This window comes from Arthrobacter sp. N1, assembly GCF_048288285.1.
In the GTDB taxonomy this organism is placed as follows: Bacteria; Actinomycetota; Actinomycetes; order Actinomycetales; family Micrococcaceae; genus Arthrobacter_D.
Genome location: NZ_CP102608.1, coordinates 1,858,587 through 1,876,528 on the forward strand (window position 1 = coordinate 1,858,587; position 17,942 = coordinate 1,876,528).

Below are 17,942 nucleotides of genomic sequence, written 5' to 3' on the forward strand. Positions count from 1 at the left end.
CGCTTCCTCCTTCCCCGCCTCACGGGACGGAATTTAAAGGCTGGTTGCGGGGTCAAAACTATCACAGCAGCGCCGACCCCTAGGGTTGCAGCATGGCTATGAACAACCCTGGACCCGGTGACGGCGAGCCGCGCGACGTCGGCCACCGGCAGTACGCGCCCGATCGGCAGGACCAGGGCTGGTGGGGCACCACCACCGTCCGGCAGCACCGGCCCGCGCCGCTGCGTCCGGGCGGGCCGGCGTCCCGGCCCGTCTGGGACCAGCCCGCGCCCCGGCGGCGCGGAGTGCTCAACGTCATCCTGGTCGTCGTCGCCGCGCTCGTGGTGGCGGCCGTGCTGCTCCTGCTCTCGCTCTCCCTCGGGCCGTCGGCGTTCATCCTGTGCGGCATCCTCGCGCTCGTCCCCCTCGGGATCTGCCTGCTGGGACTGCGCTGGATCGACCGCTGGGATCCCGAGCCGAGGGGGGCCCTGCTGTTCGCCTTCCTGTGGGGCGCGGGGACCTCGGTGGTGGTGACCCTGCTCCTGGGGACCTATGTGGTGGAACTGCTGGGCAGTGCGCTGACCACCACGTCACCCGACCTCATCGGACCCGTACTGCAGGCACCGCTCGTCGAGGAGTTCGCCAAGGGCCTCGGCGTGCTGATCCTCGTGTACACGCGCCGCAGCCATTTCGACGGGCCCGTGGACGGGATCGTCTATGCCGGCACGGTGGCGGCCGGCTTCGCCTTCACGGAGAACATCCTCTACTTCGGCTCGGCCGTCGTGGAGTCGGGGAACGCAGCGGCGGTGGTGGGCGTGTTCATCCTCCGCGGCCTGTTCTCGCCCTTCGCGCACGTCATGTTCACTTCGCTCCTCGGCTTCGTGCTCGGATTCGCCCTCAGCCGCGGGGGTGGCAATGCGCGGATCCTCGGGGCGTTCGTGCTGGGGCTGATCCCCGCGATCGCGGGACACATGCTCTGGAACGGCGGCACTCTCGTGCTGTTCCACTGTTTCTTCCTCTTCTACCTCGTGGTGCAGGTGCCGCTGTTCGTCGCCGCCGTCATCGCCGTCGTGCTCCTCCGCCGCTCAGAGCGCCGTCTGACGGAGTCACGCCTCGGCGACTACGCCCGCGCGGGCTGGTTCACCCCGGAGGAAGTGCGCATGCTGGCCACGCGGCCCGGGCGCTCGCAGGCCCTGGCGTGGGCGGGCTCGGTCGGTGCCCGGCAGGAGATGCGCGGGTTCATCCGCACGGCATCGCGGATCGCCTACACCCGCCAGCGGATGCTCGGCGGACGGCGCGACGCCGACTACGCGGCCGAGGAGCGCGTCCTCCTCGACGAGGCGACGCAGCGGCGGGCGCGCATCTTCCAGCTCGCGTCGACGCCCCGGTAGGTCCTCCCCGCGCACTCCGTTCGTCTCTGCGGGCGAGTCCGGACCGCAAGTCGTTCGGCGCGAAGCCGATGCGCCGGCCGCCCTACGCTACGCCGCCGCGCGCTCCGCCGGTGAGGGTCAGTCGAGCCAGTCCGGGCGGCCGGCGAGGCCCAACCGGTAGCGCGCCGCATCCACGGAGGGGCTGTGAGGTCCGAGGGCCAGCTGGAAGGTCCGCAGCTGCACGCGGGTGCGCTGCAAACGGAGGCGGTTCGCGAGCGAGCGGTCACCGCGGCCGGGCACCCCGGCGAGGGGTGCCACGGACGGTGAGATGACCAGCGCTCCAGCGCTGGCGATGCCGCTGTAGAAGATCCGTTCCGCGCGGTTCAGCCCGTCCGGGGCTGACAGGAACGTGAGCAATTCGGCGGGGACGGGTTCGAGCTCGGGTTCCAGCGCACGCAGTGCGTCCGCGAGTTCCCGGCGGTTGACCGGGAGATCTTCAGCTCCCAGAGTCCGGGCGCTGCGGGACCAGTCGGCGACATAGGTGTCGGCCCAGTTGCGGCCGAACCGTGGGGCCAGGTCGTGGCCGACGGCTTCGTGGGCCCCGAGGAAGGCATCGGTGAAGGCCAGGTGCACCCATCGCAGGAGGGCGGGGTCGGAGGCGGAGTAGGCGCGGCCGTCGTCGGTGGTGCCATTGACCCGCCCGTGCATGCGGCGGACCCGAGCCGAGTCCCGCTCGGCGAGTTCCGCGGAGCCGAAGGTGGTGATGGTGAGCCAGCGCGCGGTCCCGGCGAGGCGGGCCCAGGGGTCACTGCGGTAGGAGGAGTGACGTGCAACACCGGCCATGGCGAGGGGGTGCGCACCCTGTCCGAGGAGGGCCGCGACGCCGCCGACCAGAGTGGAGAGGCCACCGTGGACCTGCCAGACGACGCCGTCGGGCTCGAACAAGCCGGGGCCCTCCCCGACCAGGGCGATGTCGCGCACCCAGTCAGGTGCACCGGTGGGGTCTCCGGAGACCCGGGCACGGAAAACGCTGCGGACGCGGTGGGCCACTTCGGCGGGGCGCGGTATCGAGCTGACAGGCATGATGCTCCAACGACGGTAGGTCGGGTACGACGGACACCCCGGACAGGAATCTACTACGAAGCGTAGAACACCGCTCTGACACGGCGATCGACGCGAGGACCAGTGACGTCGTGGAGCCGACGACGGGATGCACCTGAGCAGAAGCACAGGGGTCCGGCCACACGAGCGACGATCAGCCGTCCGCGGTGAGCGGGTATCGACATGAACGAGTTGGGCCGTGCACCGGCACCCGGGGCCTGCCCGGCCCCAAGGCTGCGCGGCTCGCGCTACGACGCACGCCCTACCCGAGGAGCCTTCACTGCAGCACTGCGCGCCGACGTTGTCGCCGTCCTTCGCCTGCAGCCTCCGCCCACGGCCGCTCTGATGTGGCTGGGGATCTGCGTCAGCGTCGACCTGATCACCCCGGCCCTTCCGGTCCTGCTCGCCCGGACCATCGCCAGTGCTCTGGGCATCATCGCGTAGGCATCATCCCCTGCAGGTCGGTGAAGGGCTCGCCCACTCGGACGATGAAGCGGACAGTGGCCCCGGGTTCGATGTCGTGATGGCATGGACTGAGCGGGCGGCGACGAGCCGAGGATCCACCCTCGGGTGCGACGACGCGCGACCAAAGTGCGTCGTCTCCAGCGCTACGGTTCACCCAGCTCCTGCATCGCGATGATACTCATGACATTGCCGGAGGGGTCCGTGAACCAGGCGATGAGGGGACCACCGTGTCGATTCACCCCCTTGTCGTCGGTCATACCGTCGTAGCGTGCAAACACAACGCCCTTGGCCGCGAGCTCGTCGACAGTGGCGTCGACGTCCGGAACCGGGAAGTTCAGGACGGTGAACGACGCAGCCTGATGAGCTGACCCTTTCGGGTACACGAGCACATGATGATCACTCCCCAGATCGATCGAGAGCATTCCGTGTTCCTCGGTGATCGATAGTCCGAGTGATTCCTCGTAGAACACCCTCGCCTCGTGAAGGTCCCGCACCGAGAAGCCACTGAATGCTTTCGTCTGATCGATCATGCGGCTCAGTGTGACACTCCGGATGGGTGGCCACCAGAGTCGGACGTCCGTGGACAGCTCCCGGCAGACTCGGCAGACGGCCACGGGAATCGACGGGGGCCCGGACCACGGGACGCCCGTCCCACCGTGCGCGGCTGGAGCTGCCTGCACGGGCCGAGATCCCACCGGCTTCCGCACGTTCGCGCAGGTGGATCGAGGTCACTGCTTGATCAGCCTTCATCGGCTCGCGCGGTTGCTGATCGTGTTGTGCGGGCGGCCAGGCGTAGGGCGGCCGTGTTCGCGGTCACGATGAGAACTATCCCGACCGATTCCACCGTTCCCAGGTGCTCGTCGAGGAGTACCGCTCCGATGAGTGCGGCCAGCACCGGGTTGATGCTCATCAGGATGCCGAACACATTCGCAGGGATCCTCCGGAGGGCAATCAGGTCCGCCATGAATGGAACCGCTGAGGCGAGGACGCCGGCACCGATGGCGCAGAGCAGGGTGAATGCGTCCGGACGGCTGGTGACGAGGACCCAGCCGCCGATGGGCAGGAAGAGAACGGCGGAGACTCCCGTCGCTGTGGCGGTACCCTGTGCTCCAGGGATGCGGGAGCCGATGGTCCTGTTGAGCAGGATGTAGGCGGCCCAGCTACACGCAGCAATGAGGGCGAGCCCGATGCCCGCATAGTCCGTGGTGGATTGAGGCCGGCTGATCGCGGTGACGCCGGCTCCTGCGATGACAGCGCAGATCACACTGCTCCTGGTCCGGGCGCTGAGCAGGGCGACCGCGAGGGGCCCGCAGAACTCGAGGGTCACAGCCAGGCCGAGGCCGATGCGATCGATGGCCAGGTACAAGGTGAGGTTCATCGTCCCGAACACCAGCGCCAGGAGCAGGACCGGCCACCACTGAGCCCGGGTGAGGTCGAGCACCCGGGGTCTGACGAGCGGCAGCAGGATCGCGGCGGCGACGATCTGGCGGACAGCAACGACACCGAGCGGCCCGATGACCGGGAAAGCCAGAGACCCACTGGCCGCCCCGAACTGATTCGAGAGCGCACCGCCCAGAGCAGTTGCCAGACCGGTTGTGCGGTCACCCGCCGCGTGCTTCAGCTTTCTCATGCTGGAAGTGTGCAGAACCGCCACGGCCTGCTCACAATGCATGAATCCCATGATTGATGCGTTTGAGGCATGAGTAGGATTCAGGGATGGATATCGAACTGCGTCACCTTCGATCCTTCGTCAGCGTCATCGATACGGGCACTTTCACCGACGCCGGAATCGAGCTCGGTATCTCGCAGACCGCTGTCTCCCGCAATGTCGCCGCGCTCGAGTCCATCCTCCTGGTCCGGCTCCTGCACCGCACGACCCGGACCGTGGACCTCACTCCGGACGGTGAAAGGGTGCTTCGGCATGCCCGCCGAGCCTTGGCTGTCGTCGGAGACCTGCGCCAGGACGCCGTCGCCGGCTTGAGCACCCTCCGGGTCGGCTACGCATGGTCAGCCCTGGGCAGGCACACCCCCGAGTTCCAACGCCGATGGGCCGAAGCCCTCCCCCACCACGAGCTGCGACTGACCCGGATCAACACACCCACAGCAGGACTGGCCGAGGGGACGAGTGACGTGGTGATCCTGCGTCGGCTACCGGATGTGGCAAACCTCGACCTGGTCCTGATCGGTACCGAGAAACGCTATTGCGCAATGGCCGTCGGGGACCCCCTGGCGGCCAAACGTACAGTGACACTCGCTCACGCAGCTGCAGCTCCGCTGGCGATCGATCACCGGACCGGAAGCACCCAGCTCGACCTCTGGCCCGACGCCGGCCAACCACGCCAGACCATCCCCACCACCGACGTCGATGACTGGCTCACCGTCATCAGCAGTGGAAAAGCCCGTGGAGTGACCGCGCAATCGACAGCACACCAGTACCGCCGCCAGGGGCTCACCTACCGACCTATCCGCGATGCAGCACCCGTACCCGTCTACGCCGCCTGGACCCGGACCGACCCGCCAGCCATCCTGCAGGACATCATCGTGCTCCTCGCGGGCCTCTACCGCTGAGCCCGAAGGAGGTGCTGGCTGCATGGGACTCCTGCTACGACGGCGAGGGTGCGGGCTCCTCAGGTGGTCGTTCGCAGCTGCGCCGGGCGCGGGGGCACGTCCATGCCCTGAGCGGTCCGAGGTTCGCGCTCGTCCTCAACGCGCGCGGTGAACGTAGAGATCGCGGAGGAGCGCGATCTCGGCACCGTGGTGCAGGATCTCCTGGTTCATCCACCAGACGATCGAGGGAAACGTCTCCTCGGCATCACTGCCGTACGGGTAGCTGCTGAGGCCGGTCCGGTCGTAGTCGGACTCGGCGATCTGGAGGAGCGACCGGCGCCAGTCGGCCGCCGTTCGCCGGATCTGTGCAATGGCGCCGGCTGCATCGGCGGGGGATACGTAGGCAGCTCGAGTGAAGGTGCGATCACCGCCCAGATGACTGGCGCGGCCCATGAGCGTCTCGGACAGGTGATCGAGCCGCCAGGCGATCGTTGTGAGAGGCGGGGGCCACGGACTGTCGGGGGCTCCGTCCCGCCCCCACTCCCCTGCGCCGATCAGCTGTGCAGCGCCGCGTCCGGGACCGTCGGCACGCCGTCGCACCGACCAGCACCCGCCGACCGGTTCCCACAGGTATTCGGCGTCCGTCAGTACCGGGACGTCGACGTCCCGGTCGTCACCCGCCCGTGGCGGTCGCCCCCTGCGGTGGGGGCGGCGCGGGTGAAAACTCCTGGAAGGGAACGTCGACGGATGGACACGGGAGCTCGACGGTCCCGACGATCGAGGTCGGAGGGTCTACGACAGGTGATCCAGTTCCGTGGCCCTCCCACCGGCCGGAAGGTCCCATCGATCACGGAACGTGGCACTGTATCGCGGAGACCCACCACCCTTCGAGTGCCGGTCGGCGTCTATTCGTGGACGGGTTCACCGGTGACGCGGTGGTCGGCGTGGTTCATCCCCTCGAGGATGAGGCGGGTGAGGTGTCCGTCGATGATGCTGTAGATGACGTTGCGAGCTTGCTTGCGGGTGGAGACGAGCCCGGAGAGGCGGAGTTTGGCCAGGTGCTGACTGACCGCGGTGCGGTTCGCTCCGGTTCCGGCGACGAGGGTCCCGACGTCGGCCGAGCCCTGTGTCAGGATCCAGAGGATGTGCAGCCTGGTGGGGTCCGCTAGCATCTGAAAGGTCGCCGCACCTGCGGCCAGGCGATCCGCGTCGGGGTGGACCGAGTGCACCAGACTCGGAGTCATGGGGCGCACCCCCGTGACGTCCTCAGGCCTGACGTCCTCACCCGTGGACGTCCGGGAAGTGGTCGTGGATGCCCTCGACCGGTCGGCCTGTACGTCGCCCATGATGTTCCTGGCCCCCTGATCGCCCTGTTGATACCGGTGGATCGTCCCGAACGCCGTTGTCCGTCCCGCAGGTACGTCATCCACGTTACCGCCCTCCCCTACCCCTTACTGCCCGCGTTCGGTACCGTGCTGCGCCTTTTCAGCTGATTCGCCGGACGCCGCGTCGACAGATCCTTCTCCCTCAGCCTCCGCCGCCAACTGCGTCGAACCGTTCCGTGCAGGCGGCCCTACCTCCTCCTGTGGTCCGGAAGGGACGGTGGCGGGCCAGAGGACGAGCGCGGCGATCGTCCCGATGAGAGCACATGCCGCCAGGACCAACGCCACGGTCTCCTGCCCTGCGGCGGCGCCGACCCACCCGGCGAGGGGGTAGGCGAGGAGGAAGCAGGCGTGGGACAGCGAGAACTGGGCGGTGAAGAGGTAACTGCGGGTGTCGTCGGTCGCGACCCGGCGCAGTAGACGGGAGGACGGTGTGCTGATCATCGACGTGCCGATGCCGAGCAGCACCCACAGGCCAAGGAAGATCGCCCACGAGTTGTCGGTGAGGTGGATGCTGCTCTGTTCCGTGGACGCGAGGAAGGCCGCGGCGATCAGGCCCGCAATCAGGATCCACCCACCTGTCAGCATGAAGGTGCGGTCCGGGGTCCGTTCCAGGACCCGAGGTGCGAGGAAGGCCACCAGCATCGAGCCGACCCCGTAGAAGGCCAAAGCGATTGCTACGTCGGTGTTGGAACCGCCGAACAGGTCCCTCGCGTAGACGACGGTGTTGACCAGCACCAGAGCCGTTGCGGTGGCGACCACCAGGTTCAGTGCCATCAGGCCGCGCAGGGAGGGTTCCCTGAGGAAGATCCGGGTTCCGAGCGTGGTGCGGTGCAGCAACGAGCCCTGAGAGTGCGACGCCGGGATGGCCGGCAGCCGGGTCGCCAGGACCATCGCCGCGGAGACGAGGAATCCGATCATCGTCCCGACGAACAGGTTGTGGAAACTCATCACCGCCAGGAGAGCAGCCGCCAGCAGCGGGCTCACCAGGGACTCCAGGTCATAGGCAAGCCGGGACAGGGACAGTGCCTTGGTGTACTCCTTCTCCCCGGGCAGGACGACGGGAATCAGGGCCTGGAACGCGGGCGTGAACGTCGCCGAGGCGGATTGCAGGATGAACACGAGCACGTAGATCTGCCAGACCTGATCGATGAAGGGCAGACTCAACGCGATCGCCGCCCGCACCAGATCCGCGCCGACCAGGACACCCTTGCGCGGCAAGCGCTCGACCAGTGCCGCCATCACGGGGGCGACGAAGACATACGCGATCATCTTGATCGTCAGCGCCGTTCCCAGGACCGCACCGGCCTGTCCACCGGCCAGATCGAACGCGAGCAGGCCCAGGGCGACCGTCAACAAGCCAGTACCCAGTAGGGCGACCACCTGAGCGGTGAAGAGGTTGCGGTACGCCGTGCGGCGCAGAACAGAAAGCACGAGGGGGACCCATCTTCAGCAGGAACACGACCGCCAATGATACGTGCATTATTACGCACTGATGTATATGTGCCTGACTTGCGGGTCGGACGGTCCAGCCGAGGAACTAAAGGATGTCGCCTATCGCGCGCACACGAGTCGAGACAGGGTGCCCTACCGGCGGGTAGTGCACATGTCCTGCAGCGCTGCCTGAGATTCGGCCTCTATACCCCTCGTACCCCCTGCTGCCATCCGCCTGCTACCCCGGTCGCACGGTGTCCGAGCCCCAGGCGCAACGATTCCGACACTGTGACCGGGCGATAAAGCAACGCGATTCCAGCGATGTCGCGCTGCCCTGTTGAGTGTGTTCTATCGCACCGCTCTGCGACCAGTGTCAGAGCGCATCTCGATCCACGCGGGCCGCCCGAACCTCTCGCGCACGGCTCTTTTGGTCCATACAGCTGACCCAAACCGGGATTGGGAAGAAGCACGCCTGATCAACGCGGCCCTCGATCTTCACGCCGATGATCCGGCGTTCGGGTACCGCTTCATCGCCGACGGGCTCAACGCCGGTGTTACCCGTGTGGCCAGCGAGCGTCGCATCTGGCGACTGTGCTCAGCCAGCGGCATCCTCTCGGTCATCCACCGCAAACGGGTCGGCGACCGGCAGGCGGGCCCACCGGTCCACCGGTCCACCGGTCCACCGGTCCACCGGTCCACCGGTCCACCGGTCCACCGGTCCACCGGTCCACCGGTCCACGATGACCTGCTCGAGCGGAACTTCACCGCCACTACGAGGGACACGCGGTGGGTCACGGACATCACCGAGCAGCCTACCGCTGAGGGCAAGCTCTACCTCTGCGCGATCAAGGACCTGCACTCGAACCGCATCGTGGGCCACTCCATCGACGGGCGCACGAAAGCCTCCTGCGCGGTGGCAGCACTGGCCCACGCCGTGGCGCTCAGAAGCCCCTCGGGAACGGTCGTGAATGCGGACCGAGGTAGCCAATTCAGAAGCCGGACATTCGGCTCCGCGCTGCACGCGAACGGGCTGCACGGCTCGATGGGTAGGGTCGGTGCATGCGGTGACAACGCTGCCATGGAATTATTCTTCGCCCTGCTGCAAAAGAACGTCCTGAACCGCAAACGGTGGGAAACCCGGCAGGAACTCCGCCTGGCCATCATCACCTGGATCGAGCGAACCTACCACCGTCGGACACGGCAGAAAGCACTCGGCAAACTCGCCCCGATTGAATTCGAGACAATCAACAACATGGCGCTAGCCGCCTGAAATCTATCAACCCACGAGTCAACCAAACCGTGGGCAGTCCCCCGCGCACGGCACCCGAGTAGGACCAAGCGCAGTCAACGCGGAACGGCCCACATCACCTCCGACAGTGATGACGGTGCCGCTGGTCAGAAAAGAGCTAGCTGAGCACCAAATCTCACTGAAGAAGTGCTGTCAGTTGAGGCGTTCAGTCAGGTGCACAGTAACGGTGTCGCCGAGCTCTTTGCCGAGCTTCCTCCGTAGCTTGACGCTGATCGAGAGCATGTGCCCCCCCGATACCAGTGGGCAGGAGACCTGCTGTAAGCGGTTCACCATCGACGGTAGCGACGACCTTGATTGTCTTACCTGTTCCGAAGAGTTCAACCGAGTCTGGCACCTCCACGCATGACCAGAGGTCACCTATCACCGTGACTCCGATCAGCGCGGAGAAGGCGAGATCGAGTGGACCGACTCTCGTACTCACAGTAGTTTCCTCATCGTCTCTGGTGGCGCGGTCCTTCAGAGGATATCGGGACGACGCCCGCAAGCGGATCCTTGTGCGGACAGCCAGTCGGCACCTACGAGATTCCGTCTCAGCGCTTTCAGAACGGAGCGAATCCGAGGAGAAGAGAGTAAAACCGTGCGCACAGTAGCCAGGCGAACCTCAAGGCAGCGAACAGAAGGCTTCCCTGGGAGGACCGTGTTTTGAGCGCAACCTCAGGCTCGAGGCAAAGGTAGATCAGCACGAGGAAGGGCGCGAAGAGTAGAACTGCGACAGCAAGCCGAAATGCCTGGGTGTCGCCGGCAACTTTAAGCGCAACACCCTGCTGGATCGTGATCCAGAACCAGGCCCCCAGGAAACCGGCGAACAGAACAGCCGCAGCAACCGACACGGCTTTCGTAGCATCGCCCTCTCTCATGATGCTCCACTCACTTCCTCGCTCATGCGAATTCCCCGGAACCTACTGCCACATGACCTGGGGACCATACTTCCCGCCTGCCCGGTCGATGATCCCCCGCCGTCCGCAGCACGATCCTCCAGCGGGATCCATTTACTGGTCGCGTCGATTCACTTGTTCAGCCGAGCATGCTGCGCATCCCGTAGATGTGTGGTGCAGCTCTAGTCGTGTTCAGGGTGCAGCGTCGCATCTGCATCGGTTTCAATCCATCGGGTGAAGGTGGTCGTGAGGCCGGCCCGGGTAGGCGAGGCGCAGAATGGGCCGATCTCGACGCTCGCGGTCTCCTTCAGAGGTGCAACGCGGATAAGCCGAAAAGGCTCATCCCCAGCGCGGGCCCGAATGGTGACGGCGTTACCGGCCCTGCTGAGGCGTACTGTGATCTCCTGATCGATCCACTCAGGGACAGGTGCCACCGACCAGTCCGAGACCTCCTGTGTCACGACTGCCCCAACCTGGGGGACTCCGTCTGACACCTCCACACCGGCCTTGATCCACACGGAATCCGAAACGTGCAGGTAGATCCCCGCCTGGTCGAACTGCTCGGTGTAATCCAGGAGAAATGAGACCTCCATTGCACCCTCGGCGGGCAGCGGTGCCAGCAAGGCATGCGCGCTGTCATGGACGAAGCCGTACGAGGTGTGCCTCCAGGCGTCGCTGTTCTCGGCCGCAGTCACCCGCAGAGCTCCCCCCTCAGCGACGGCACGCACAGGCGAATTGCGCCATGTCCCCCGGTCCCAGACATCGCCGGCCTCACTGATTGTTCGTGTCATGCCATATCCCCTATGTCTTTCGTTCAAGCTTCGGACCCCATTCAACCAATGACACATCCGACACAACAGCGAGGTTCCGGTAAGCCGGTCCGCTTCCCGGCATTGCGCATCGTCCCGATGGGCTTGTCTGTGACCGTGGGTGGGCTGGTTGTCGAGGCGGCCGACGCCGACGGGGCGGGCAGGAAGGGCGAAGACGACAACAAGCGAGGTGGCGAGAAGGTCTACCGCGCCTAACAGCATGAGTCCGGCCCCGCCGATGTGATTGCCGACTGCTTGTGGTGTGACGGTTGCGAGATACATTCCATTGGCGATGAGCATGGGCAGCGTGGCGCCGGCCAGAAGGATCGTACCTAGCTCCACGAGACCCGCACGGCAGCTACTTTTTCTACCAACCAGGGCGAAAGGGATCGGGACGCTCACGTAAAGCAGGGCAGGACTGACGTGCGACACAGTGAAGAAGAATTGCGGATTGGATGTGACGTCGAAGGTGAGGGCGAGGTTGATTGCGAAGACTTAGGCGGCGAGGAGGGACAGTGTGGTAGCGGTGAGCCCGGCAGAACCCGGAGCGCGGTAGGCATTACTCAAGCTTGTCTCTTCGTCGTGGTAGACGTTATTGAGCGGGTTGCTGCTTTCGACCGCCGGGGGGTTTGTCCGTGGTGCTAGCACTGGTTATCCGTGAGTTCGAGCATCATGTTCGTATCGGCCGTGAACTGCTCGGGTCCTTGCTCGTAGGTGAAGCGGACAGCTCGGGTGGTGCCAACGTCTGCAGCTCCGTTATCGATCACGAGGACGATGTTCACCTGCTGGCCGGCTCTGAGTTTGTCGTCATCAAGCTTCCTCGCGCTGTCCCAGGCCGCCATCGCTTCCGGTTCCGTCGGATCCGTCGAACCCGTGCCGATGACGAACGAGTGAGTCTCATCGACCGGCATGACGTAGGCATCCCGGATTTCGAGGCTCTCCCCCTCGACCAGAACGGCCCCCGTGATGGTGAGTGTCGTATCGCCGTCGTTCGTTACGACGTTCCCGAAGACAGCGCTGCCTTGGTCGGGTTGCACGCTGCAGACTTCAGAGGGATCACCTCCCGCCCTGAGCGGGCCGCCGCTACTCACCTGCAAAGTGCAGGTGGTCAGCAGGACCGTCGACGTGATGAGCAAGGCAACGCGTAGAAGGCGATCCGCTTGCGACATCTGTATCACCTCACTACAGGGGAGACCGGGCTGCTACTGTCGCACGCGACCATCAGATACGGGTCAAACGTCGCTCACAAGCGCTGGCATCAGTCCGTTGCAGGCGGTGAGGGATGTCCTGCCAGCCAGTGGCGTGCTTCTTCGGCGGTGGTGAAGTAGCTGGTCTTATAGGGTGGGCGGGCCCGCTGCCGGTAGAAACTGGTCAAGGTCCGACCGCTCGGGTCAGCGCTGACGACGGCCAGGGCTGTGATGTTCAAACCATCAGCCAGGATCTTCATGGCACCCTCGGACGCGGACAGCATCTCGTGAAGTTCCAGGAGCAGTGGCGGGCACGTGGTGGGATTCATGAATTCGGCCCGTGCGAGGAGGTTCTCAGCAATCTTCTCAGTGATGTGGAAGGCCTGCGTCCACCTCACCCACAGCACACCGCCCCTCATCTCCGAGACGAAGGCGTGCTGCACACCGTAGCTCTCGCCGAAGATACTGGGATGCTCGTGGGTGTCATCGAGCAGCCATTCGCGGGCAGCGGTGTCATCCGTGAAGTACCCGGTCGGTGTCACCGACCGGTGGGTGAAAGCGGTGAGGATCCGTCCGATGTCGTCGATTCCGACGATGGCGATGCGGGAACACCTGGTGTTCCTGATGAGAAGTTGCTTGGCCTCGGCGGTGATGCCGCCAACGAGGCTGACGTACATCAGCAAAGGACGCGGCCCTTCCGGGGATGCGACGGTGATCTCAGCCGAAACGGAGGCAACGTCCGCGGAGTCGACCGTGATGTCTGCGGACCACCGGAGGCGGAGATGGTCGCCGGCGTCCTCGAGCGCGTACCGTCCGCTCGTTGTCTGTCTCACCACACAGTTCCTGACCTTCACACCACCGAGAAATTTCCCGGAACGAACGGACGGGGGCCCAACCGACCCATCATCATCCCACCAACGACAGGCACCAACGTCAGCGCCACCAGACACCCTCAACGAAAATATCAAAAGCGGCTACATGAGATTCTCCCTTGCGACACACTGCGGAGACTGCGCCAACTCACGATCGACGCGACCGGCACACGACTCACCCCATCGTGGCCCCGGCAGTTGCGGCATCCAAGCAAAAATCCTTTGCTTGGGCGTTGCGGCGATCGCATGCACGAGACCGGCATGACATTCGGCGGGTGTTTCTCATCGCGTTTCCCGTGCTCGTTGCAGTTCTGCTGTCTATCGTGATCCCCGTGATCGTCGGAGCGGCTGGCCGGCGAATTGACCGCAACGGTCACGCAGGGGTTCGCCGGAACCCAGACACGGAGGCACTGTTCACGGTGACGAATCGTCGCTGGCAGTCCGTCCTATTTCGCGCGCTCGGCATCGCCTTCCTAGTAATCGGCGGTTTATCCACGCTCGTCTCGATCGTGGAATCCGAGGAGATGGACGGGCCGGGTCCCCTCATCAGTGCGGCCGGCATCGCGGTCGCTGGAGCTCTCCTCGTCGTTCTCGCCATTGGTATTCGTCGATTCCGGGTAGACGCCTTCGACAACCACCTGACGGTCCGCCCCTGGTTCCGAGCGACGCGGATCGTCGCACTGACCGAAATCGGTTCGATCCGCCGGGCACTCCATAGCTTTGGCGGAATCGACGTGAAGGACGTGAACGGCAGGGCGCTCTTCACTGCGACAAAGATCAGCATCAGCTATGACAACATCGTCGCCTACCTGCACCAGCGATTTCCCAAACAGCAAACCCACAACTCCCCGGCGCCCAGCGACGTCGAGCCCTGGCAAGGCGCAACCCTTCGAGCCGAGTGGATCCCTCTTCCCCGCGGACGCAAGGGCACTCTGGAATCGGGCGTTCTCCTAACTGCTGGCGCGGTGGCCGGGCGCATGTACACGAGTGAACTCATCGACCTGCTCAAGCACCGGGTCGGCATCGTGGAGTCCACCCCTTCGGATGCCCTTAGCTTCCTCTGCTGGCCCGACGCAGCGTTACCGTCGTCGGTCGTCTGGGAGGCCACGAAAAACCTCCCAGCCGACTCGCTGGCCCTCCTCGCCGACCCCATGGACAGCGGACCCACCGCCGCGCTCACCGGAACTGAACTCACCTACTTCTCGGAATGGATCAGGACTCTTCCCCGCTAGCCCGGCCCGGAAAGACCCGTCCCATCCGACAAAGGTGACTCAACTATAAGACAAGTCAGCCTTCATCGCTGCGACTCGTAGGTCGGCCGCCGAACTCGCCTGATCGTCCTCCGAGCGAACCCTTGTTGAGAGCACTCGGAGGCGGGAGCGGAATGCGCGAGGAGACCGATGCTGGCCCATATGTGCCGCCGCCGGCCGGTTGAACCGCTATGGGTTTGATGGAAACTTCTGACCTTGAAACGAGAAGAGAGTCATGGCATCAAGTCAAGGAGCGGGCAAGCCGACAGCACGTCTGTACTCGCCGGAAGACAAAGCCGCAGCGGTCCTGGTGGTGCGAACGCTGCGGGCAGAGCTCGGGACCGAGCACGGGACGGTCCGTCGGGTCGCGTCGCAGCTCGGGTTCGGAACGGAATCGGCACGGTCATGGGTCCGGCAGGCCGGCGTCGATGAAGGTCACGCCGCCGGCGTGAGTACCGCCGAGGCTTAGTGGTTGCGGGAGTTTGAACAAGAAGTCCGGGAGCTGTGGCGGGGCGAACGAAATCCTGATGCGGGCCGCGCGTTTCGTCGGGGCGGAGCTCGACCGCCACCACCGGAAGTAGTTGCGTTCATCAACGCGAACAGACACGACATCGTCGAAGGCGACCGCTTGGGGTCGAGCCCATCTGCACCCTGCTGCAGGTGGCCCCGAGCACGGACTACGCCGCGAAGAACCGCGTGCCATCCACGCGTGCCGACAGCGACGCGGACCTCACACTCGAGCTGGTCACCCCGTGGGAGGCCGATCACCGGGTCTACGGTGTCCCTGAACTCTGGAAAACCGTCCGCCGCCGGTATCGCTATCGGCCGCGACCAGACGGGCAGATTGATGCAATCCGCCGGCATTGAAGGTGCGACACGTTCGAAGAGGGTGAGGACCACGCGGCCTGATCCCGCCGCGACACGACACCCGGACCTTGTTCGCCGTATATTCACGGCGCCAGCGCAAAACCGGCTGTGGGAGACTGACCTGCCCTTCGTTCCGACCTGGGCCGGCGTCGCGTACGTCTGCTTCATCATCGACGCGTACTCGCGGACGATCGTCGGGTGGAGGTGCGCGTTTCTCAAGCGCAGCGAGATGATCCTCGACGCGATCGAAATGGCGATGTGGGCCGAGGCACTCGCCCTGCGGACCTTCGGTGTCACAGCGATGCGGGGAGCCAATTCACGTCGATCCGGTACGGCGAACGCCTTGCTGAGATAGGCGCCACCTCGTCGATCGGGACTGTTGGCGATTCACATGACAACGCTCTGGCCGAGACGGTGAACCGTTACTACAAGGCCGAGCTCGTTCGACGTCCAGCACGCCCGGGACCTTGGAAAACCGTCGAGGACCTCGAGCTAGCGACGCTCGGATGGGTCCACTGGCACAACACGCAGCGCATTCACGGCTACCCCGGCGATGTTCCGCCTGCGGAGTTCGAGCGGAGGTTCCATGCTGGGCACACCGACCGCCATCAGCTGGTCGAAGTCACATAACCCGAGTCTCCATCAAACCCAGAGCGGTTCAATCGCGACGACCTTCGATAATTTGGAACCGCCTTCGACAATCTCCTGAGTGCACGCTTGATGGCCGACTCGATTAAGCGCATGATGCCGCTATGAAGAGCCAACATGTAAGCCGAGTCATCAGCGCGCCCCCGCATGTCGTCTACGACTATGCGTCGAACATCGAGAACCTTCCCGCATGGGCTGAGGGACTTGCACAGAGCGAAGTAGTCAGGAATGGCGACACGCTGTTCGTGGAATCACCGATGGGTCGGGTGGAGGTCCGCTTCGTCGAACAAAACCGCTTCGGCGTCCTCGACCACGATGTGACGTTGCCGTCCGGGACCGTGGTCACAAACCCTGTTCGGGTGCTAGCGCACCCGGATGGGGCTGAAGTGGTCTTCACGGTCCGCCAGATCGAGCTCGACGACGAACAATTCGCCAGGGATATCACCCTGGTCGAAGCCGATCTAGAGCGACTTGATCGCCAGCTTGGTCAGCAGTCCTAGCCATCGGGCTGCTGTCAACGCTACTTTCACCGAAGAATCTCCCGACGAGACCGACGACAGGAACCGCGTCCGCACCGCTGCCGACACGACACCTGCGAGCCGGCCGCTCAGGCAGAACGCATTCGAGTAAGACGACGGCGCGGACAACTCGCGGTCAGGAGCCCCCGTTGCAGGTCAGTGTATCCGAACAAGGCTGATAGCTAGTTTGCCTAGCTTTACGGGTCGTGAGTTAAGTGCGTACAGTGGATCTCAGGTCAAGAAACGGCCACTACAGCTTTTTGCACGAAGGACGACTACATGTCCGTTTCACCCGTGACCGACGCCGCTGAGGCTACTGATGCAGCCTACGGCTCCCCATCTATGTGCCCGCAGACAACAGATCTAGCGAACCCGGCGGATCCGGCTCCGACTTCCGGAGCGACGAGGGCGGCTCATGCGCCTGATCCGGCATCCGTCGCTGAGGAAGTCATCGGCTCCGTCGTCGCTCTCACCGTCGCCGCTTCAGCCGCAAGCGAGACCTCATCCGAGTCACCTGATGACGACCTCCACGGCGTCGACGGCGTTGATGGTGTCGACGGTATTGCGTCTTCCTCGGATCGCATCGAGGGCCTTTCGGACTCGGAGCTCGAGGGCTGGTCTCGGCCGGCCAGCGAAGCGCCGGACGTCATCCCGTTCCACCTGGGCGAGGCCAGCGACCGTCAGCTACGCCGGTGGAGTAATGACCTGTTCAAGCAACTGAACAGGGACTCGCCGTCCTTCATGATCGTTGATGACTACACACGAGTCATCGAGGAAATCGAACGCCGTGATGCCGACGCGGCTTCCAGCGCGAACCCGCCGGAGTTCCGGCAGAAGTTCCGGGACAATGCTCTGGGCCGACGGTTCGAACTCTTCCGCGACGGTGTGCTTGCCGGCTATATCGCCTACTCCATGCGGGCAGGGGTGCTGCGCCTGAAGCGAACGGTCGTTTCGGAGCCGTTCGAGCATCAGGGCGTTGAGGGCATCCTGATCCATCAGGTCTTACTCACCGCCCACCGGCGCCGCCTCGCAGCTATCGCGTATTGCCAGAAAGCCCAGGACTTCCTCCAGCTCAACCCCCAGTACAAGCAACTCGTCCACACCTGAACCGACCCGCGCAACACTGCGGACAACCTTCAAAATGCCACCACCGAAGACGGAGCAGGCGACACTGCCAGACACTCCGGGACGTTCAGCTCGTCCCAGGTGAGGGCAGTGACCAGGATCAATCCCATCGTCGCCCGCCCGTACCCGCCAGTCAGGTGCCACTGGGAGCGCCGATGCCGTCGTGGTGGTAGGGCGATCAATGGCACGCGTCCGATCCGCCAC

Annotated in this window: 18 protein-coding genes, 3 pseudogenes and 1 other annotated feature; of the genes and pseudogenes, 9 read left to right on the forward strand and 12 right to left on the reverse strand. The window is 64.8% G+C overall.

Annotated elements, in window-relative coordinates; translation table 11 throughout:
- Positions 1 to 92 precede the first annotated feature (92 nt).
- Positions 93 to 1,370: a PrsW family intramembrane metalloprotease gene (locus NVV32_RS08375; protein ID WP_422389820.1), complete on the forward strand. Its 1,278-nt coding sequence runs from the start codon at positions 93 to 95 to the stop codon at positions 1,368 to 1,370.
- 117 nt (positions 1,371 to 1,487) lie between these two features.
- Here NVV32_RS08375 and NVV32_RS08380 read toward each other — a convergent pair whose 3' ends face one another.
- Positions 1,488 to 2,432: an oxygenase MpaB family protein gene (locus NVV32_RS08380; RefSeq protein ID WP_422389821.1), complete on the reverse strand. Its 945-nt coding sequence runs from the start codon at positions 2,430 to 2,432 to the stop codon at positions 1,488 to 1,490.
- A gap of 201 nt (positions 2,433 to 2,633) precedes the next feature.
- Here NVV32_RS08380 and NVV32_RS08385 point away from each other — a divergent pair, with 201 nt between their 5' ends.
- Positions 2,634 to 2,894 (forward strand): hypothetical protein, encoded by a 261-nt coding sequence (locus NVV32_RS08385; protein ID WP_422389822.1) that lies wholly within the window; start codon positions 2,634 to 2,636, stop codon positions 2,892 to 2,894.
- A 164-nt stretch (positions 2,895 to 3,058) separates the two neighbouring features.
- Here the strand turns inward: NVV32_RS08385 and NVV32_RS08390 are convergent, their stop codons facing one another.
- Together NVV32_RS08390 and NVV32_RS08395 are read right to left on the reverse strand one after the other, a co-directional pair.
- A complete protein-coding gene (locus tag NVV32_RS08390) occupies positions 3,059 to 3,445 on the reverse strand; it encodes a VOC family protein (RefSeq protein WP_055771324.1) in 387 nt (128 codons plus the stop codon).
- Positions 3,446 to 3,654: 209 nt separating this feature from the next.
- Positions 3,655 to 4,545, reverse strand: a complete 891-nt coding sequence (locus NVV32_RS08395; protein ID WP_422389823.1) for an EamA family transporter — start codon at positions 4,543 to 4,545, stop codon at positions 3,655 to 3,657.
- Positions 4,546 to 4,631: 86 nt separating this feature from the next.
- On the opposite strand from NVV32_RS08395, the gene NVV32_RS08400 reads away from it, so the two are divergent.
- Positions 4,632 to 5,483: a LysR family transcriptional regulator gene (locus NVV32_RS08400; protein WP_422389824.1), complete on the forward strand. Its 852-nt coding sequence runs from the start codon at positions 4,632 to 4,634 to the stop codon at positions 5,481 to 5,483.
- A 135-nt stretch (positions 5,484 to 5,618) separates the two neighbouring features.
- Here the strand turns inward: NVV32_RS08400 and NVV32_RS08405 are convergent, their stop codons facing one another.
- Positions 5,619 to 6,062, reverse strand: coding sequence for a DinB family protein (locus NVV32_RS08405; protein ID WP_422389825.1), 444 nt, complete (start codon positions 6,060 to 6,062; stop codon positions 5,619 to 5,621).
- Positions 6,063 to 6,367: 305 nt separating this feature from the next.
- Entirely contained in the window at positions 6,368 to 6,706 is a 339-nt protein-coding gene (locus NVV32_RS08410) for an ArsR/SmtB family transcription factor (protein WP_422389826.1), read from the reverse strand.
- Here NVV32_RS08410 and NVV32_RS08415 point away from each other — a divergent pair.
- The gene (locus NVV32_RS08415) at positions 6,705 to 6,827 is read left to right on the forward strand and encodes a JAB domain-containing protein (RefSeq protein ID WP_162237546.1); all 123 of its coding nucleotides are present in this window, start codon (positions 6,705 to 6,707) and stop codon (positions 6,825 to 6,827) included. The genes NVV32_RS08410 and NVV32_RS08415 overlap by 2 nt on opposite strands.
- An 86-nt stretch (positions 6,828 to 6,913) precedes the next feature.
- Here NVV32_RS08415 and NVV32_RS08420 read toward each other — a convergent pair whose 3' ends face one another.
- Positions 6,914 to 8,278: an MFS transporter gene (locus tag NVV32_RS08420; protein ID WP_422389827.1), complete on the reverse strand. Its 1,365-nt coding sequence runs from the start codon at positions 8,276 to 8,278 to the stop codon at positions 6,914 to 6,916.
- Between the two features lie 451 nt (positions 8,279 to 8,729).
- Here NVV32_RS08420 and NVV32_RS08425 point away from each other — a divergent pair.
- Positions 8,730 to 9,548: pseudogene (locus NVV32_RS08425) on the forward strand (IS3 family transposase); the annotation flags it as partial.
- 171 nt (positions 9,549 to 9,719) lie between these two features.
- Here NVV32_RS08425 and NVV32_RS08430 read toward each other — a convergent pair.
- The 6 genes and pseudogenes from NVV32_RS08430 to NVV32_RS08455 form a co-directional block, all read right to left on the reverse strand.
- Positions 9,720 to 9,860: a DUF1905 domain-containing protein gene (locus tag NVV32_RS08430; protein WP_414826631.1), complete on the reverse strand. Its 141-nt coding sequence runs from the start codon at positions 9,858 to 9,860 to the stop codon at positions 9,720 to 9,722.
- Positions 9,850 to 10,008 (reverse strand): annotated as a pseudogene (locus tag NVV32_RS08435) (DUF1905 domain-containing protein); the annotation flags it as partial. The gene NVV32_RS08430 and the pseudogene NVV32_RS08435, both read right to left, overlap by 11 nt.
- 118 nt (positions 10,009 to 10,126) lie before the next feature.
- Positions 10,127 to 10,444, reverse strand: coding sequence for a hypothetical protein (locus NVV32_RS08440; protein WP_422389828.1), 318 nt, complete (start codon positions 10,442 to 10,444; stop codon positions 10,127 to 10,129).
- Between the two features lie 200 nt (positions 10,445 to 10,644).
- Positions 10,645 to 11,571 carry a DUF1349 domain-containing protein gene (locus tag NVV32_RS08445; protein WP_422389829.1) on the reverse strand — a complete coding sequence of 309 codons (927 nt, stop codon included), beginning with the start codon at positions 11,569 to 11,571 and terminating at the stop codon, positions 10,645 to 10,647.
- Positions 11,572 to 11,912: 341 nt separating this feature from the next.
- Positions 11,913 to 12,440, reverse strand: a complete 528-nt coding sequence (locus NVV32_RS08450) for a hypothetical protein (RefSeq protein ID WP_055771338.1) — start codon at positions 12,438 to 12,440, stop codon at positions 11,913 to 11,915.
- An 89-nt stretch (positions 12,441 to 12,529) separates the two neighbouring features.
- On the reverse strand, positions 12,530 to 13,291 hold the full coding sequence (locus NVV32_RS08455) for a hypothetical protein (RefSeq protein WP_157365889.1): 762 nt from the start codon (positions 13,289 to 13,291) through the stop codon (positions 12,530 to 12,532).
- Between the two features lie 314 nt (positions 13,292 to 13,605).
- Here NVV32_RS08455 and NVV32_RS08460 point away from each other — a divergent pair, with 314 nt between their 5' ends.
- The 4 genes and pseudogenes from NVV32_RS08460 to NVV32_RS08475 all read left to right on the forward strand — a co-directional run bounded on the left by NVV32_RS08460 (position 13,606) and on the right by NVV32_RS08475 (position 17,720).
- Positions 13,606 to 14,562, forward strand: a complete 957-nt coding sequence (locus NVV32_RS08460) for a hypothetical protein (RefSeq protein WP_422389830.1) — start codon at positions 13,606 to 13,608, stop codon at positions 14,560 to 14,562.
- Between the two features lie 253 nt (positions 14,563 to 14,815).
- A pseudogene (locus tag NVV32_RS08465) lies at positions 14,816 to 16,077 on the forward strand (IS3 family transposase).
- Positions 15,116 to 15,249: a sequence feature (AL1L pseudoknot), on the forward strand. (Overlaps the previous pseudogene by 134 nt.)
- Positions 16,078 to 16,199: 122 nt before the next feature.
- The gene (locus NVV32_RS08470; RefSeq protein ID WP_422389831.1) at positions 16,200 to 16,595 is read left to right on the forward strand and encodes an SRPBCC family protein; all 396 of its coding nucleotides are present in this window, start codon (positions 16,200 to 16,202) and stop codon (positions 16,593 to 16,595) included.
- Positions 16,596 to 16,892: 297 nt separating this feature from the next.
- Positions 16,893 to 17,720, forward strand: a complete 828-nt coding sequence (locus tag NVV32_RS08475; protein WP_055771349.1) for a GNAT family N-acetyltransferase — start codon at positions 16,893 to 16,895, stop codon at positions 17,718 to 17,720.
- Positions 17,721 to 17,942: the final 222 nt, after the last annotated feature.

Excerpts from the sequence above, each read along its gene's own strand:
- NVV32_RS08395 (WP_422389823.1), bottom strand. The coding sequence starts at position 4,545 with ATGAGAAAGCTGAAGCACGCGGCGGGTGACCGCACAACCGGTCTGGCA.
- NVV32_RS08375 (WP_422389820.1), top strand. The coding sequence starts at position 93 with ATGGCTATGAACAACCCTGGACCCGGTGACGGCGAGCCGCGCGACGTC.
- NVV32_RS08450 (WP_055771338.1), bottom strand. The coding sequence starts at position 12,440 with ATGTCGCAAGCGGATCGCCTTCTACGCGTTGCCTTGCTCATCACGTCG.
- NVV32_RS08445 (WP_422389829.1), bottom strand. The coding sequence starts at position 11,571 with ATGCTCATCGCCAATGGAATGTATCTCGCAACCGTCACACCACAAGCA.
- NVV32_RS08380 (WP_422389821.1), bottom strand. The coding sequence starts at position 2,432 with ATGCCTGTCAGCTCGATACCGCGCCCCGCCGAAGTGGCCCACCGCGTC.
- NVV32_RS08410 (WP_422389826.1), bottom strand. The coding sequence starts at position 6,706 with ATGACTCCGAGTCTGGTGCACTCGGTCCACCCCGACGCGGATCGCCTG.
- NVV32_RS08385 (WP_422389822.1), top strand. The coding sequence starts at position 2,634 with ATGAACGAGTTGGGCCGTGCACCGGCACCCGGGGCCTGCCCGGCCCCA.
- NVV32_RS08390 (WP_055771324.1), bottom strand. The coding sequence starts at position 3,445 with ATGATCGATCAGACGAAAGCATTCAGTGGCTTCTCGGTGCGGGACCTT.
- NVV32_RS08415 (WP_162237546.1), top strand. The coding sequence starts at position 6,705 with ATGGGGCGCACCCCCGTGACGTCCTCAGGCCTGACGTCCTCACCCGTG.
- NVV32_RS08430 (WP_414826631.1), bottom strand. The coding sequence starts at position 9,860 with ATGGTGAACCGCTTACAGCAGGTCTCCTGCCCACTGGTATCGGGGGGG.
- NVV32_RS08440 (WP_422389828.1), bottom strand. The coding sequence starts at position 10,444 with ATGAGAGAGGGCGATGCTACGAAAGCCGTGTCGGTTGCTGCGGCTGTT.
- NVV32_RS08400 (WP_422389824.1), top strand. The coding sequence starts at position 4,632 with ATGGATATCGAACTGCGTCACCTTCGATCCTTCGTCAGCGTCATCGAT.
- NVV32_RS08470 (WP_422389831.1), top strand. The coding sequence starts at position 16,200 with ATGAAGAGCCAACATGTAAGCCGAGTCATCAGCGCGCCCCCGCATGTC.
- NVV32_RS08475 (WP_055771349.1), top strand. The coding sequence starts at position 16,893 with ATGTCCGTTTCACCCGTGACCGACGCCGCTGAGGCTACTGATGCAGCC.